The following is a 15,233-nucleotide window of genomic DNA, read 5'->3' as shown; positions in this document are numbered from 1 at the left end:
CGGGCGCGTCGACCCGCGGCACGGCGGCTCAGGCCGTCGCGGGGGACGACGGCGCCGGGCGCGCGGGTGCGGGCTCCGGCGCCGCGGTCCGCGGCAGGTCGAGCACGAAGCGCGCACCGCCCTCGGGCGAGCGCGCGACCCAGGCCTCGCCGCCGTGGGCCTGGGCGATGGCCTGGACGATCGAGAGGCCCAGCCCGGCCCCGCCGCGGTCGCGCCCACGGGCGGCGTCCAGGCGCGCGAAGCGGTCGAAGACGCGGGCGCGGTCGGCGACGGGCACGCCCGGGCCGTCGTCGTCGACGAGGAACCAGATCCGGTCGCCGTGCTCGCGGACGCCGAGGCGCACGAGGCCGCCGGGCTCGGTGTGGACGATCGCGTTGCGCAGCAGGTTGCGCAGCGACTGGGCGAGGCGGTCGGGGTCGGCCTCCATGACCAGCGGCGGGACGGGCGTGAGCTCCAGGACCCGGTCGGCCGTCGGGCGCAGCCCGTCGCAGATGCCGGTCAGGAAGCCGGGGAGGTCGATATGCTCCAGGCGCAGGAAGCCCTCGTCGGGCGCGTGGGAGAGGACGACGAGATCCTCGACGAGCCGGCTCATCCGGTCGATCTCGACCGACACCATGTCCTTGACCCGGCGCACCTCCTCGGCGCTGGGGTGATCGTTCATCGCGAGGACCTCGAGCTGGCCGCGGACGATGGTCAGCGGGGTGCGCAGCTCGTGGGAGGCGTCGGCGATGAACGCGCCCTGGCGCGCGAAGGCCGCCTCGAGGCGGTCGAGCATCTGGTCGAAGGCGTGGGCGAGGACCTGGACCTCGTCGCGGCGGCCGGAGAGGCCCATCCGCGGCCCGAGGTCGCCGGCCTCGACTCGCGCGGCGACGCGGGCCATGCGGCGCAGCGGCGCGGCGACGCGCGAGGCCACGAGCAGGCCGCCCAGCAGCGCGGCGGCCATGCCGAGGGCGCCCGCGAGCAGGAACGCGCGCGACACGGTGCTCTCGGCCCGCTCGACGGGCTCGACGGGCTCGGCGACGCCGAAGCGCACCTGGCCCTCGCCGGTGGGCTGGACGGCGACGAGCAGCCGCACCGGGCCGACGCCGGGCAGCACGCGGCGGCTGAAGCCCGCCGGCGCGCCGAGGACCGCGCGGGCGTCGATCGTCTCCTGGCGGCGCTCGGCCGGCGTGTCGTCGGCGTCGCGGCCCGTCGTGACCAGCAGCTCGGGCTCGTTGGTCACGGGTACGCGGCCGGGGATCACGACGAAGGCGACGTGGGTCGTGGCGCGGTAGGGCTGGCGGGCGAGGTAGGTCTGCGCCTGCTCGGCCCGCTGCGCCGCGGAGGGCCCGTGCGCCGAGCGCTGCAGGTCGGCGAGGTCGTCGCGCAGCCCGCGGTCGGTGCGCCCCTGCAGCGTGGTGGCCGTCCCGCGGTAGACGGCCAGGAAGCCCACGAGCAGGCAGAGCGCCACGACCCCGCAGATGAGCAGGGTGATGCGCGGCCGCAGTCCGGCCGGCGCGCTCACCGGACCGTGAGCCGGTAGCCCGCCGAGCGGATCGTCTCGATGGGCGCGGGGGAGCCGGGCAGCGCGAGCTTCTTGCGCAGGTAGCCGACGTAGACGTCGACGACGTTGGTCTGCGGGTCGAAGTCATAGCCCCAGACGCCGCTGAGCAGCTGCTCGCGCGACAGGACCTGGTTGGGGTGGCGCATCAGGTGCGCCAGCAGCTCGAACTCCTTGGCCGAGAGGCGCACCGCCCGGCCGCCGCGCGTGACGTCGCGCGAGAGCAGGTCGACGTCGATGTCGCCCGCGGTCAGGCGCGTGGCCTCGGGCTGGGCGGGCCGGCGCAGGTGCGCCCGCACCCGGGCCAGCAGCTCGTCGACCGCGAACGGCTTGGTGACGTAGTCGGTCGCCCCGGCGTCCAGCGCGGCGACCTTGTCGCCGACCTCGCCGCGCGCGGTGAGCATGATGACCGGCAGGGCCGGCTTGGCGGCGCGGATGCCGCGCAGCACCTCGACGCCCTCGCGGCCGGGCAGCATGCGGTCCAGGATGACGAGGTCGACGTCGGTGGTCAGCGCGAGGCGCTCGCCCTCCAGGCCGTCGGCGCACGCGTCGACCTGGTGGCCCTGGGCGCGCAGGGCCTTCTCGACGAAGTCGGCGATGCCCGTCTCGTCCTCGATGACCAGGATCCGCACGCCCCGATCCTAGGCCGCCGGGCGCCCGCCCGCGTGGGTGCTCACCGCTGCGCCCGGCGCAGCGCGAGGGCCAGCGCCGGGCAGGCCTTGACCGCGCGCACCGCGTGCTCGTGCAGCGCGGGCGGGACCGACGGATCGACGATCGGGTAGCCCCAGTCGTCGAGCACGATGCGCTCGGGCAGCAGCTCGGCGCAGAGGCCGTGCCCCGTGCACGCGATCGGGTCCAGGACGAGCTCCTCGGCCTCGAGGGCCGCCGCCGGCGGTGACGACGGGCGGCTCATGCCGCCACCGCCAGGGTCCGGCCCATGGGCAGCACCAGCGCCTGCGGCGCGGCGCAGCGCGGGCAGCGGCCGCGGTGGGCGTGCTCCTCGAACTCCGTGCGGAACAGCCGCACGGCGCTGGCCAGCATCCGCGCGGTGCCGTCCGGGTGTGCGCACGCGCCGCGGCCCTTGACCATCTCGATCCAGCGGATAAAGCGCTCGCCGTCGGTGGCCGTGGCGCGGCCGCTTGCGAAGCGCTCGGCCACGCCGGCCAGGGCGCCGAGGCCGTTGACGCACGGCCCGCACTGGCCGGCGGACTCCGACGCGAGGTAGGCGGTCAGCCGCGACGTCTCGGCCACGGGGCACGAGCTCTCGCCCAGGGCGACGACCACGCCGGCGCCGACGGCCGCGCCGTGCGCGCGCAGGGCGGCGTCCTCGAGGGCCAGGCCGGGGACGTCGGCGGGCACCCAGGCCCCGAAGTAGCCGCCGACGAGCATGGCGCGCAGCGGCTCGGTGCGGCCGCCAGCGCGGCGCAGGACGTCGTCGAGGCCCACCCCGGCCGGAACCTCGTAGACGCCGGGCGCGGCGGCCGCGCCGGAGACCGTGACGAGCATCGTGCCGGGGCGCTCCTGGGTGCCGGTCTCGCGGAACCACGCCGCGCCGTGGCGGGCGATGAGGCCGATGTGGGCGAGGGTCTCGACGTTCTGGACCAGCGTCGGGCGCCGGCGGTAGCCGCGCTGCGCGGGTCGCGGGGGCGTGACGCGCGGCAGCGGCGGCCGGCCCTCGAGGTGGGCGATCACGGCCGTCTCCTCGCCGGCGACGTAGCCGACGGCGCGCGGCACGAGCCGGAACTTCGGCGCGCCCCTGGCGCGCGTCGCGCGGCGCTCGGCGACCGCGGCGGCGAGCACGTCGTTGGCGCGCTCGGACGCGCTGACGAGCACCTCGGAGGCGCCGACCGCGCGGGCCGCGGCCTCGGCGCCGTCGAGGACGAGGTGGGGCACGCGCATGAGCAGGGAGCGGTCCTTGGCGCTCATCGGCTCGCCCTCGGTGCCGTTGACCACGACGACCGGGCGCGAGCCCTCGGCGACCGCGGCGAGCTTGACGGCGGCGGGGAAGCCGGCACCGCCGCGCCCGCGCAGGCCGGCGGCCGTCACCTCCGCGATCAGGCCGTGGCCGGTGTCGGGCAGCGGGCCGTGGGTCGCGAGGTGGCGGTCCAGCGGGACGGGGCCCTTGGGGGTGAGGCCGAGCAGCAGGCGGTCGGTCATGGCGTCCTCGTGGTCGTCGTGGTGGTGGCGCTCGTCGTGGTCGTGTGGGCCGGGGTGCCGGCCTTGGCCGCCCAGCCGCCGGCCATCGGGCCCGACGGCAGCCAGATCGCGAGGGCCACGGCCGCGGCCGTGATCGCGGCGGCCGCGCCGGCGCGCACGCCCGGGGTGGCCGCCCGGTCCGACAGGCGCACCCCGATCGCGGTGACGACGGCCGCGGCGCAGGCCAGGCTCAGCCAGGTCAGCCATCCGGCGCGGACGTCGCTGCCCGTGCCGAGCCCGTGCACGAGGGCGACGGGCCAGCAGGCGTAGGCGAGCCAGTGCACGGCGCGCCAGGCGCGCAGGCCCAGGCGGGCGCGCAGGAGGCTCGTGACGATGAGGGCGAGCAGCAGGTCGAAGGCCAGCGCGCCGAGGCCGAGCCACACCGGCCGGTAGGCGCTGCCGAACGGGATGACGGCGTCGACGAGGCGGATGGGCGCGTAGCCGTCGAAGACCGACGTGCCGATGTGGATGCCCAGGAGCACGACGACGAGCAGCGAGGTCGTGCGGTGACCGCCGTCGACGAGGAAGCGCGGGACGCGCGGCGAGGCGAATCGGCGCACGTTGACGATGCCCAGCACGAGCGAGAGCGTGAGCAGGACGAGCGCGGCGGCGCCGGTCGCCCGGGTGAGGTACCAGAGGGCCATCAGGCGGCCACCGGCTCGGGGATCCAGCCGCAGGTGCCGACGGTCTCGCCGTCGGCGCGCACGAGGCGCGCGGGCAGGCCGTGGTCCGTCAGCCACGCCGGCGCGGACTCGCCGAGGATGATGGCGGCGGTGCTCGCGATGTTCGCGCGGACGCAGCTGACGGCCGCGACGCTGACCGTGCGCCAGACGACGGGCGCCGGGGCGCCGGTGCGAGGATCGAGGATGTGGTGGGCCGCGGTGCCGCCGCGGCGCCAGCGCCGCTGGGTCGTGCTCGACGTGGCCAGGCCGCCCGCGGCGATGGACACCGTGGTCGCCGGGGCGTCGCGGTGGCCGTCGGCGAGGCCGACGGGCCAGCCGCCGTCGGGCACGGGGCCCGCCACGGCGACGTCGCCGCCGAGGGAGATCAGCACGCCGTGGCCGCCGGCCACGGCCTGCGCGGCGGCTGCGGCGCGGTCGGCGGCCAGGGCCTTGGCGGTGGCGCCGAGGTCGAGGCGGACGCCGACGGGCAGCTGCAGGGTCCGCCGTGCCCGGTCCAGCCGGACGCGGCGCCAGCCCGGGGCGGGCACCGCGGAGAGGGCCGGGGCGTCGAGTGGGAGGTCGTCGAAGTCGCGGTCGTAGCCCGCCGCGATGACCGCGGCGCCGACGGTGGGGTCGACGAGGCCGTCCGTGCGCCGGGCGGCGTCCAGGGCGACGGCGACGGCCTCGGCCAGGCGCTCGCTCACGGGCACCACGGCGCCGGCGGCGGCGTGGACGCCGCTGAGCTCGGCGTCGTCGCGGAAGCGGCTGCAGGTGCGGTCGATCGCCAGCAGCTCGGTCTCGACCGCGCGGGCCGCCGGGGCGAGCGCGTCGGCGTCGGTCACGACGACCTGCGCCGTGCTGCCCAGGGCCTCCCAGGTGGCGACCGCGAAGCTCACGAGCCGCCCGAGGTCACGACGGCGGGCTGCGACGTCTGGACGGGCGCGGCGGCGGGCTGCGACGTCTGGACGGGCGCGGCGGCGGGCGGCGCCGCCGGGGCGGGCGCGGCGGCGACCTGCGACGAGCTCGTGCTGCTCTGGCTCTGGGCGCTCGACGTGCCCGCGGAGCCCGAGGACGACGTGGCCGCGGAGCCCGACGAGCTGCTCGACGCCCGGGCCCTGGCGGCCGAGGCCTTCCTGGACGAGGAGGAGGACGAGTTGCGGTGATGGCTCTTGGCCTTGTGCGACGACGACCCGCGGCGCGACGAGGTGCCGGCGGTCCGGTCGGCGGTGGCCGAGGTCTGGCCGATCTGCGCCACCGTGGTGGCGTGCCGGGCGGGGGTCGCGCGCATCGCCAGCAGCGAGAACCCGATGACCAGCGCGACGGCCGCCACGACGATGAGGCGGTTGACCCCGCGCATCCGCCGCAGGGCGGCGTCACGGGCCCGGACGGCGGGGAACCGGTGGGTGAGGGGAGTGGAGGGTGCGGAGGACACACCACGGTTATCGGCCGTGCGGGTGGTAGCGGCGTAAGCGACCCATGAGAGTTCGCTTAGAGGCGCGGTCGCCATGCGGGGGTTAACCCCCCTGTCATCCACCGATGCGCCTCAGTGTCGGGCGAGGCCCGGCGCGACAGCCTGGGGTCATGCCCTTGTCCGAGCTCACCGCGGACCCGCGGCCGCCTGCGGCCGCTCCCGCCTCCGCGCCGGCGCTGCTCCCGCCCGGCCCCGGCCCCGACGACGTCCAGCCCACCGCGCACGAGTGGCTGGACCGCTTCCTGACGGGTCTGATCACCGTCATCCCGTTCCTGGCGCTCGGCGTGGTCGGCTGGCAGCTGTGGAACAGCCTGCTGCACCCGAGCGACCTCGTGGTCCTCGCGATCACCTACATCCTGACCGCGCTCGGCATCACCGTGGGCTTCCACCGGCTGTTCACCCACCGCAGCTTCAAGGCCGTCGCGCCGGTCCGCGCCGCGCTGGCCGTCCTGGGATCGGCCGCGATCGAGGGCCCGATCATCTCCTGGGTCGCCGACCATCGCAAGCACCACGCCTTCTCCGATCAGCCGGGCGACCCCCACAGCCCGCACCTGCACCACGGGGTGCTGCGCGGCCTGCTGCACGCCCACGTCGGCTGGCTGTTCATCCACACCGAGCGCGCCAACCGGCAGCGCTACGCGCCCGACCTGCTCGACGACCCGGTCATCACGTTCGTCGACCGCACGTTCTTCGTCTGGGTCCTCACCGGCCTCGCCGTGCCGTTCGGGCTCGGCTGGGCGATCGGCGGCTCGATCGACACGGCGCTGACCGGCCTGCTCTGGGGTGGCGCGGTGCGGATGCTGATCCTGCACCACGTGACCTACTCCATCAACTCGCTCTGCCACTTCTTCGGCCGCCAGCGCTTCGAGACGGGCGACGAGTCGCGCAACCTGGCCTGGCTGGCGATCCTCTCGCTCGGGGAGTCGTGGCATCACAACCACCATGCCTTCCCGACGTCGGCGCACCACGGCCTGCGCTGGTACGAGGTCGACGTCTCCTCGATGGTCATCCGGGGCCTGCGGCGCCTCGGCCTGGCCTGGGACGTCGTCGAGGTGGCGCCCGAGCGCCAGGCCGCGAAGCTGACGGCCTAGAGCGCCGTGGTCGCCGCCGCGCGGCTCTGGTCACCTCGACCGGTCATATGCCGGTCAAGGTGACCACGACTGCGGAGAATGTGTGACGCCGGAGGACCCGCGTGCCCCGGCGCCACGCGCAGCGCCGCACCGGCCCCCACATTGGGATCGTGTTGGGACGCCGCGGCGCCCGGAAGATCCTGGGTCCCGCGGCGTCCTCGACAGGCAGATCCGGACCCTTCCGCGTCCGGCCTGACCATCGGAGGCAGACATGACCCGCCCCACCGTCGCCGTCCTCGCCGCCGTCGCCGCGCTCGGCACGGGCGCCGGCCTGGCGACCGCCGCGACCACCCCCAAGGCGCCCGCCAGGGTCGCCGTGCACAGCACGAAGCTGGGCAAGGTCCTCGCCAACGGCAAGGGCGTCACCCTGTACCTGTTCATGAAGGACAGCAAGGGCCGCAGCGCCTGCAGCGGCGCCTGCGCGAAGGCGTGGCCGCCGCTGCTGACCAAGGGCAGGCCGCACGGCACCGGCGGCGTCAGCGCGGCGAAGCTGGGCACCACGCGCCGGGCCGACGGCACGACGCAGGTGACCTACAACCACCACCCGCTCTACACGTTCATCGGCGACAACGGCAGGCCGGGAAGCACGGCCGGCGAGGGCAGCAAGGCGTTCGGCGCCGAGTGGTACGTCGTCGGCACCAACGGCAACAAGATCGAGAAGGGCGGCAGCTGAGCCGGCGCCCACGGACGGCGGCCCCCGATCGGAAGGGGGCCGCCATCTCGTGGACCGCCTCCGGGCCCCCGGACGCCCCGGGCGGCCGGGGCGCCGCGGAAGCGGAGCTAGTGCAGGACCGGCGTGCCGGTCCGGACCGCGCGGTGGACCGGGACGGCCACGGGCTGCGGCGGCGACACGGCGGGCTCCTGGCGGGCTGGCCGCGGCTGGTAGTCCAGGTGGCCCTCGGGACCCATCAGGCTCATCATCCAGCGGCACAGCAGCGCCGCGATCATGGCGATCAGGATCATCGTGAAGATCATGGCGGCGACACTCTGGATGATCAGCATCCAGACTTCGACACCGACGGTGCCGAAGACGACGGCGTTGGCGGCGATGATGAATCCGCCCGGGGATCGGTCGAGAAGTTTCATGTCCCGATGGTCGTCGGGCGCCGGATCGGCGCCGACGGTGCCGCCCCACAGACCGCATCCGTAGGTTCCCGCACCCCTGCGATGACCGTCCTGCGCGTCCGTGCGCGGACCACGGGCGGGGCGTTCCCGCAGCTGGAGGATGTCGGTGCGACCGCGGGGGCCGATGACGGTGGCGAGCAGCCGTTCCCCATGCCGTCCACGGGAGGTCCCCGCCGTGTCCACCCGCACCGTCCTGCCCATCGGCCACGCCGCCGCGCTGCGCACGTCGCCGTTGACCGCCACCCCTGCCGCCGTCGCGGCCGGGCTGCGCGCGACCGGGATGCTGCCCGGCCCGCGCTGGGCCCCGCGGCCCCCGCGCCGGCCGGCGCCCGCCGCGCGGCCTGAGGCGCAGATCGCGCCGGCGGAGACGGCCGGCGCGCCGCGGCGCGGCGCGGGTGCCGCGGCGCGTCGGGACATCCTCGGCCCGTGCGCGCACACGCTCGCGGGTCCGACCGGTCACCATGGGCAGCGGACCCGATCGGAGGACCCGCATGACCGAACCACCCGGCACGCCCCCGCAGGACGACGCGCTCGCCGAGCACGTCGAGGACCCGCCGGCACGCGGGTCCGGGCCGCTCGCGTTCGCCCGGATGGCCGGCTCGTCGATCGCGGCCCCCGACGCCGCGCCCTGGGTCACCGACTTCCTCAACGCCGCCTACTACCGCCGCGCCCCCGGCGAGCGCGAGGTCGAGGACCTGCGCCTGGCGTTCTGCATCCTCACCACGCACTGGTACCGGCGCGACCCCGCGCGTCGCCTGCGCCTGGCCGACGTCGGGGCCTTCCACCGCGCCTTCGGCGCCGACCGCCTGTCGGCCGGGCGCTCCTCGCGCGGCACGCTGCACCGCGACGAGCTGCTGGAGGGCGCCGGCCGGCTGCTGGGCGACGATTTCGCCGAGGCCTACGCCGACGACGCACGGCGCGCCTGGGGCATCGCGTTCCCGACGGTCGCCGACCGCGACCTCTACGATCCCGGCCACCGCCTGGCGCTGGCCCGCCTCGGCCGCCTCACGCCCGAGAGCGTCCCGCCCGGCGAGCAGGTCTGGCACACCTACCCACCGGTGGCGATGCCCTCCGCCGAGGCCGTGATCGGCGCGCTGACCCGTCCGGAGACCTGGCCCGACTACGCGAGCGAGATCGGGCGCTTCACCCCGCTGCGGCCGGGCGGACTGGCCGACCAGACGTTCGAGATCGAGGTGGCCGCCGGCACGGCGTCGGGACGCCCGGTGTTCACCCGCGGCTACGTGACGATCACCGCGCTGGTGACGCGCGACGACCCCGGGGCCCTCGCGCGCTGGTTCGCCGACCTCGAGGAGGGCCTGGCCCGCTACGGCGACGACGAGCCGCCGGCGGTCCCCGAGGGCGGCACGCCGCTGGTGGGGTTCGACCTCACCACCCACGAGGGCCACTTCATGGGCGACGGGCACAACCGCCTCCTGCTCTACGAGCACGAGGGCCGGGCGTGGGTGCGGGCCGCGGGGACATGGAATCCGATGCCCTGGCACGTCGACCGCGCCTACCGCGTGGCGGGCCGGGAGGCCCAGCACGCGTTCTGGGGCCAGGGCGCCGACGTCCCTCGCAGCATGCTGCACCAGCTCGCGCTGCGGCTGGGCGCATGAGCGCCGACGCCGTCGTCGTCGGCAGCGGGCCCAACGGGCTGGCCGCGGCGATCCGCCTGGCCGAGGCCGGGCGCTCGGTGGTCGTGCTCGAGGCCGCCGACACGCCCGGCGGCGCGGTGCGCACCGAGGAGCTCACGCTGCCCGGCTTCCGGCACGACACGTTCAGCTCGGTCTACCCTGCCGGCGCCGCCTCCCCGGTGTTCGGGCGCCTGCCGCTGGCCGCCCACGGGCTGGAGTGGGTCCACCCCGCCGCGTGCGCGGCCCATCCCCTCGACGACGGCGACGCCGTGGTCCTGTACCGCGACCTCGAGACGACCTGCGCCTCGCTCGAGGCCCAGGGCCGCGGTGACGGCGACGCGTGGCGCACGTTCGCCACCCCGCTGCTGGAGCACTTCGACGCGGTGCGCGCCACGATGCTGTCCGGCTTCCCGCCCGTGGGCGGCCCGCTCGCGCTGCTGGGCCGCGCCGGGCCCGCGACCCTCCTGCGCTTCGGCGCTCTGCTGCCGGGCTCGGCCGTCGGCCTCGGGCGCCGGCTGTTCGGTGCGCCGGGCTCGCGGGCCTGGCTGTACGCCGCCGCGATGCACGGCGACACGCCGCCCCACCGGCCCGGCGGGGCGATCGCGGCCGCCTACCTCGACCTGCTGGGCCACGCCGTCGGCTGGCCGAGCCCGCGCGGCGGCGCCCAGGCGCTGGCCGACGCGCTCGTGGGTCACCTGCGCAGCCTCGGCGGCGAGGTGCGCACCGGTGCGCGCGTCGCGCGCATCACCGCCTCCGGCGGCCGCGTGACCGGCGTGGGGATCGCGGACGGCGAGGCGCTGGCGGCGCCCATCGTCGTGGCCGACGTGATGCCCCACGCGCTGGTCGACCTGGCCGGGGACGCGCTGGCGGGCTGGTACCGGTCCGCCCTGCGCCGCTTCGCCTACGGCCCGTCGACGCTGAAGGTCGACTGGGCGCTGGACGGCCCGATCCCGTGGGCCAACGCGGAGGTCCGAGGCGCCGGGACCGTCCACGTGGGCGGCAGCGAGGACGAGCTGCTCGACGCGATCGCGCGCTCCCAGGAGGGCCTGCCCGAGCGGCCGTTCCTGCTCCTGGGCCAGCAGAGCGTCGCGGACCCCACGCGCGCGCCGGCGGGGCGGCACACGGCATGGGCCTACACCCACGGGCCCCAGCGCGGCGTGGACTGGGTCGCCGAGCAGGACCGCCACGTCGAGCGCGTCGAGGCCCAGGTCGAGCGCTACGCGCCCGGGTTCTGCGACCGGATCCTGGCGCGCCACGTCCTCGGGCCCGCTGCGCTGCAGGCCCGCAACGCCAACCTCGTCGGCGGTGACGTGGGCGGCGGCACCTACCGGCTGGACCAGGTGGTGTTCCGCCCGCTGCCCAAGCTCTCGCCCTACAGCACGCCGCTGAAGGGCCTGTTCCTGGGCAGCGCCGCGACGTTCCCGGGCGGGGCGGTGCACGGCGTGCCGGGCGACGCGGCCGCGCGCGCCGCGCTCGGGCGAGGGCTGCTCAGGCGGCCTTGAGCTCGGGCATCAGCACCGGGCCGCAGTGGGAGACGTCGTCGGCCAGCCGCCTCGCGGTCGCCTGGTGCCAGCGGCCGCTGTCGACCAGCGCACGGCAGAGGCGCTCGATGTCCTCGATCGCGCACCGCGCGGCCCGGTCGGCCGCGTCCTGGCTGAACAGGAGGCTGTCGGCCGCGCGGCGGATGCGCTCCTGCTCGTCGCCGAGGAGCTTGCTCGGGCCGAGCTCGTCGAGGGTGTGGGTCACACGCCGGTAGGCCTCTGCACGTTCACTGGTCATGGCACGACGCTCCTCAGCAGGGTCGGGTCGACACCATGATGAGCCTCGGCACGGCCGTTGCCTTCGCACGGCGGGCCAGGATTGCGGGTCCGCGTTTGTCCCTGTGGGCCAATGGCCGGAGAGCCGATCGAAGGCTTCGGGCCCGAAGCGCCACCTCCGGCCGACCTGGGACCATCGGGTGATGGCGCCCACCCGCCCGATCCCGTCGCCCGGCATGCCGGTGCGCATCGTGCACCTCGGCGCGGTCGAGCCGGCCGTGATCGACTCGGTCGGCCCGGACAGCCGCTCGGTCGTCGTCGCGGGCCGGACCTACACGCTGCGGGAGGTCAACGGGCGCTTCGTGCGCGAGGGCGATCCCTGGTACGGGGTGCGCCTCTCGCTCCTCGAAGGCTGACGAAGACCCTGGCGCGACGCCGTTGCACTGGTAGTGTCGCGCGATGGCACTGGCCACCATCGTCGCGTTGGGCACCTGGGTGGCGGCGTGCCTGGAGCGGCTCGTCGGGCGCCGCAGCCGTGCCGGCGACGATGCGGGGATGGCCGGATCGGCCGCTCGGCAGCGCGCCGACACCTAGCCCGTTCAGGTGCTTGGGGGTCCGGGCGGCGGCGATCCCGCCGCCGCAGGCAGCACAATGGCGTCCTTGCCGGAGCTCCTTCAGAGTCCGCTGGACGCCCTGGGCCTGATCCGCCCCGTGGCCCCGGGTGCGAGCGTCGTCTCGGTCGCGTCGTGCTTCCCGGACCGTGAGGTCTCCACGGACGAGATCGCCGCGCCCCTGGGCATCGAGCCCGACTGGCTCGTGCGCCGCACGGGCGTCGAGCATCGCCGCCGCGCCGCCGACGGCGAGCGCCTGAGCGACCTCGCCGCCACCGCGGCGACCGACGCGCTGAACAAGGCGGGCGTCGACGCGGGCGAGGTCGACCTGGTCATCGTCGCCACGATGACGCCCGACGACCTCACCCCGCACACCGCGGCCGTCGTCGCGGCGGGCATCGGCGCCCACCGCGCCGGCGCCCTGGACGTCAACGCCGCGTGCACGGGCTTCCTCGCCGCGCTGTCGATGGCCGTCGGCCAGGTCGAGTCAAGCCGGGCGCGCACGGTCGTGGTCGTCGGCGCGGACATCATGTCCCGCGTCCTGGACTACGGCGACCGCGTCACCGCGGGCATCTTCGGCGACGGCGCGGGCGCGGTCGTCGTGCGTGCGGTGGAGGGCGCCTCGCTCGTCGGGCCGTTCATCCTGGAGTCCGACGGCGCCGAGGGCGACGCGATCCTCACGCCGCGGCCGTCGGGCCCCGTGATCATGGACGGCCAGCGCACGTTCCGCCGGGCCGTCGACGCGCTCGTCGACGTCGCCCACCGCGCCACCGCGCAGGCCGGCGTGGCCGTCGACCAGCTCGACCTGGCCGTGCTGCATCAGGCCAACGCGCGGATCACCCGTGCGGTGAGCGAGCGCCTCGGGCTGCCGGCCGAGCGCGTCGTGGACTGCATCGCCCGGATGGGCAACACGACCTCGGCGAGCCTGCCCACGGCGCTGGCGCACGCCGAGCAGGACGGCACGCTGCGCCCCGGCGCTCGCGTGCTCGTCGCGGCGTTCGGTGCCGGCCTCTCGTGGGGCGGCACCGTGCTCATCTGGAACGGCTGAACCCAGCGGGCACGCCGCGCCGCCCGCCGGCGAATGGCGTGACGGTGAGGTCACGGACGCGGACGTGCTCGTCGGCGACCGCGAGCCGCTCGGTCCCAACCGAGATCAGCGCCGCCGACGAGACGGCGCCCAGGGGCCGCCGGTGTCGCGCAGGGCGCGTCCCCCGCCCGGGGGGCGGTGGTCAACGGCGAGCCGGAGCGGAGGAGAAGGATGAGACCACTCCGGCTCGCTGTAGGGGGCGGCCACGCCGGCGGGTGGGAGACCCGTCCTTCGTGGCCGTTCTCATTGACCGGGTGCCCGCGCTCCGGTGGTGGTGGGCGCGGGTCCTCGCCGCAGAACTCCCTGTCCCGAGGGGGCGGCAAGCATCAGAAGACCGGGGTCTCGGTGTAGGAGCCCCACACGTCCTGCAGGGCCTGGATGATCTCGCCCTCGCTGGCGTGCACCCGTGCCGCGTCGATGAGCAGCGGCATCAGGTTGGAGGGTGAGTCGGCGGCGGCGCGGAGCGCCGAGAGCGCCTCCTCCACCTTGGCGCCCTCGCGGGCGGCGCGGACCGCGTTGACGCGGTCGATCTGCTTGCGCTCGAGCGTGGGGTCGATGTGCAGCAGCGGCGTCCGGTCGTCCCCGCCCTCGGTGTAGCGGTTGACGCCCACGACGATGCGGTCGCCGGCGTCGATGCGCCCCTGCAGCTCGTAGCTGGCGTCGGCGATCTCGCGCTGGCAGAAGTTCGTCTTGACCGCCTCGACCATCCCGCCGAGCTCGTCGATGCGCCGGAAGTAGTCGTAGGCCGCCGCCTCCATCTGGTCGGTCAGCGCCTCGACGTAGTAGCTGCCGCCGAGCGGATCGATCGTGGAGGTCGCGCCGGTCTCGTGGGCGATGATCTGCTGCGTGCGCAGGGCGATGCGCACCGCGTCCTCGGTCGGCAGCGCGAGCGCCTCGTCGTAGGAGTTGGTGTGCAGCGACTGCGTGCCGCCGAGCACGCCCGCCAGCGCCTCGATGGCCGTGCGGGTGATGTTGTTCAGCGGCTGCTGGGCGGTGAGCGACACGCCGGCGGTCTGCGTGTGGAACCGCATGAGCCAGCTCTTGGGGTTCTTGGCCCCGTAGGTGTCGCGCAGCTCCTTGGCCCAGATGCGCCGCGCCGCGCGGTACTTGGCGATCTCCTCGAAGAAGTCGATCTGCGCGTTGAAGAAGAACGACAGCCGGGGCGCGAAGTCGTCGACGTCCAGCCCGCGCTCGATGGCCTGCTCGACGTAGGTCAGGCCGTCCTTGAGCGTGAAGGCCAGCTCCTGCTGGGCCGTCGCCCCCGCCTCGCGGATGTGGTAGCCCGAGATGGAGACCGGATGCCAGCGCGGCATCTCGGTGCTGCACCACTGGATCATGTCGCCCAGCAGGCGCATCGCCGGGTCGACCGGGAAGCACCACTCCTTCTGGGCGATGTACTCCTTGAGGATGTCGGCCTGGATCGTGCCGCCCAGCTGCTCGGGCGGGACGCCCTGGCGCTCGGCCGCCACGACGTAGTAGGCCATCATGATCGCCGCAGGCGCGTTGATCGTCATCGACACGCTCACGGCGCCGAGGTCGATGCCCCGGAACAGGTCCTCCATGTCGACCGTCGTGTCGATGGCCACGCCCTCGCGCCCGACCTCGCCGAGCGAGCGCGGGCTGTCGGAGTCGTGGCCCATCAGCGACGGCATGTCGAACGCGGTCGACAGGCCGGTCTGGCCGTGGTCGAGCAGGTAGCGGAAGCGCTCGTTGGTCTCCTCCGCGGTGCCGAAGCCCGCGAACTGCCGCATCGTCCACAGCCGCCCGCGGTACATCGACGGGTACACGCCGCGCGTGTAGGGGAACGATCCGGGGAGCCCGATCGCCGCCTCGCGGTCGGCCGGCAGGTCGGCCTCGGTGTACAGCGGCCGCACCGGCTGGCCCGAGAGCGAGACGAATTCAGCGTCGCGCTCGGGGAGCGCTCCGTAGACCTCCTGCCACTGCTCGAACGTCGTCGGCGCGGCAGGGGAGGAAGGAGCTGGAGTCATCGCTCGGCCGGAATAGTTGGAAGTACGACTAT

17 protein-coding genes are annotated in these 15,233 nt (G+C 75.5%); 7 read left to right on the top strand and 10 right to left on the bottom strand.

Annotation, left to right across the window (positions count from 1 at the left end; genetic code table 11):
* Positions 1-28: 28 nt before the first annotated feature.
* Genes FSW04_RS24205 through FSW04_RS24175 form a run of 7 tightly spaced genes read right to left on the bottom strand, consistent with a single transcriptional unit; the run spans position 29 to position 5,830 of the window.
* Positions 29-1,504, bottom strand: coding sequence for a sensor histidine kinase (locus FSW04_RS24205; protein WP_146922950.1), 1,476 nt, complete (start codon positions 1,502-1,504; stop codon positions 29-31).
* The gene (locus tag FSW04_RS24200) at positions 1,501-2,172 is read right to left on the bottom strand and encodes a response regulator transcription factor (protein WP_146922948.1); all 672 of its coding nucleotides are present in this window, start codon (positions 2,170-2,172) and stop codon (positions 1,501-1,503) included. Before FSW04_RS24200 ends, FSW04_RS24205 begins: the two co-directional genes overlap by 4 nt.
* A 41-nt stretch (positions 2,173-2,213) precedes the next feature.
* Positions 2,214-2,453, bottom strand: coding sequence for a ferredoxin (locus FSW04_RS24195; RefSeq protein ID WP_146922946.1), 240 nt, complete (start codon positions 2,451-2,453; stop codon positions 2,214-2,216).
* Positions 2,450-3,697 carry an NADH-ubiquinone oxidoreductase-F iron-sulfur binding region domain-containing protein gene (locus FSW04_RS24190; protein ID WP_146922944.1) on the bottom strand — a complete coding sequence of 416 codons (1,248 nt, stop codon included), beginning with the start codon at positions 3,695-3,697 and terminating at the stop codon, positions 2,450-2,452. The genes FSW04_RS24195 and FSW04_RS24190 overlap by 4 nt, the downstream gene beginning before the upstream one ends.
* Positions 3,694-4,380: a ferric reductase-like transmembrane domain-containing protein gene (locus FSW04_RS24185; RefSeq protein WP_146922942.1), complete on the bottom strand. Its 687-nt coding sequence runs from the start codon at positions 4,378-4,380 to the stop codon at positions 3,694-3,696. The genes FSW04_RS24190 and FSW04_RS24185 overlap by 4 nt, the downstream gene beginning before the upstream one ends.
* Positions 4,380-5,294, bottom strand: coding sequence for an FAD:protein FMN transferase (locus FSW04_RS24180; protein ID WP_146922940.1), 915 nt, complete (start codon positions 5,292-5,294; stop codon positions 4,380-4,382). Before FSW04_RS24180 ends, FSW04_RS24185 begins: the two co-directional genes overlap by 1 nt.
* Positions 5,291-5,830 carry a hypothetical protein gene (locus FSW04_RS24175; RefSeq protein WP_146922938.1) on the bottom strand — a complete coding sequence of 180 codons (540 nt, stop codon included), beginning with the start codon at positions 5,828-5,830 and terminating at the stop codon, positions 5,291-5,293. The genes FSW04_RS24180 and FSW04_RS24175 overlap by 4 nt, the downstream gene beginning before the upstream one ends.
* Positions 5,831-5,979: 149 nt before the next feature.
* Between FSW04_RS24175 and FSW04_RS24170 the strand changes: the two genes are divergently transcribed.
* On the top strand, positions 5,980-6,960 hold the full coding sequence (locus FSW04_RS24170) for an acyl-CoA desaturase (RefSeq protein ID WP_146922936.1): 981 nt from the start codon (positions 5,980-5,982) through the stop codon (positions 6,958-6,960).
* A 250-nt stretch (positions 6,961-7,210) separates the two neighbouring features.
* On the top strand, positions 7,211-7,672 hold the full coding sequence (locus FSW04_RS24165; protein WP_146922934.1) for a COG4315 family predicted lipoprotein: 462 nt from the start codon (positions 7,211-7,213) through the stop codon (positions 7,670-7,672).
* 107 nt (positions 7,673-7,779) lie between these two features.
* Here FSW04_RS24165 and FSW04_RS24160 read toward each other — a convergent pair whose 3' ends face one another.
* Positions 7,780-8,367, bottom strand: coding sequence for a hypothetical protein (locus FSW04_RS24160; RefSeq protein WP_146922932.1), 588 nt, complete (start codon positions 8,365-8,367; stop codon positions 7,780-7,782).
* Between the two features lie 248 nt (positions 8,368-8,615).
* Here FSW04_RS24160 and FSW04_RS24155 point away from each other — a divergent pair, with 248 nt between their 5' ends.
* Positions 8,616-9,740, top strand: coding sequence for a hypothetical protein (locus tag FSW04_RS24155; protein WP_146922930.1), 1,125 nt, complete (start codon positions 8,616-8,618; stop codon positions 9,738-9,740).
* The gene (locus FSW04_RS24150; protein WP_146922928.1) at positions 9,737-11,260 is read left to right on the top strand and encodes a phytoene desaturase family protein; all 1,524 of its coding nucleotides are present in this window, start codon (positions 9,737-9,739) and stop codon (positions 11,258-11,260) included. Before FSW04_RS24155 ends, FSW04_RS24150 begins: the two co-directional genes overlap by 4 nt.
* Here FSW04_RS24150 and FSW04_RS24145 read toward each other — a convergent pair.
* A complete protein-coding gene (locus FSW04_RS24145; protein ID WP_146922926.1) occupies positions 11,247-11,537 on the bottom strand; it encodes a hypothetical protein in 291 nt (96 codons plus the stop codon). The genes FSW04_RS24150 and FSW04_RS24145 overlap by 14 nt on opposite strands.
* Before the next feature lie 181 nt (positions 11,538-11,718).
* On the opposite strand from FSW04_RS24145, the gene FSW04_RS24140 reads away from it, so the two are divergent.
* The 3 genes from FSW04_RS24140 to FSW04_RS24135 all read left to right on the top strand — a co-directional run bounded on the left by FSW04_RS24140 (position 11,719) and on the right by FSW04_RS24135 (position 13,174).
* On the top strand, positions 11,719-11,931 hold the full coding sequence (locus FSW04_RS24140) for a hypothetical protein (protein ID WP_146922924.1): 213 nt from the start codon (positions 11,719-11,721) through the stop codon (positions 11,929-11,931).
* Between the two features lie 43 nt (positions 11,932-11,974).
* A complete protein-coding gene (locus FSW04_RS28045; protein WP_267128270.1) occupies positions 11,975-12,109 on the top strand; it encodes a hypothetical protein in 135 nt (44 codons plus the stop codon).
* A gap of 66 nt (positions 12,110-12,175) precedes the next feature.
* Positions 12,176-13,174 (top strand): 3-oxoacyl-ACP synthase III family protein, encoded by a 999-nt coding sequence (locus FSW04_RS24135; RefSeq protein ID WP_187369069.1) that lies wholly within the window; start codon positions 12,176-12,178, stop codon positions 13,172-13,174.
* A 365-nt stretch (positions 13,175-13,539) separates the two neighbouring features.
* On the opposite strand, the gene FSW04_RS24130 is transcribed toward FSW04_RS24135, so the two are convergent.
* Positions 13,540-15,201 (bottom strand): acyl-CoA mutase large subunit family protein, encoded by a 1,662-nt coding sequence (locus tag FSW04_RS24130; protein ID WP_146922920.1) that lies wholly within the window; start codon positions 15,199-15,201, stop codon positions 13,540-13,542.
* Positions 15,202-15,233: the final 32 nt, after the last annotated feature.

Origin of the sequence: Baekduia soli (genome assembly GCF_007970665.1) — a bacterium.
Lineage (GTDB): Bacteria > Actinomycetota > Thermoleophilia > Solirubrobacterales > Solirubrobacteraceae > Baekduia > Baekduia soli.
This window is presented reverse-complemented; position numbering and strand designations above follow the sequence as displayed.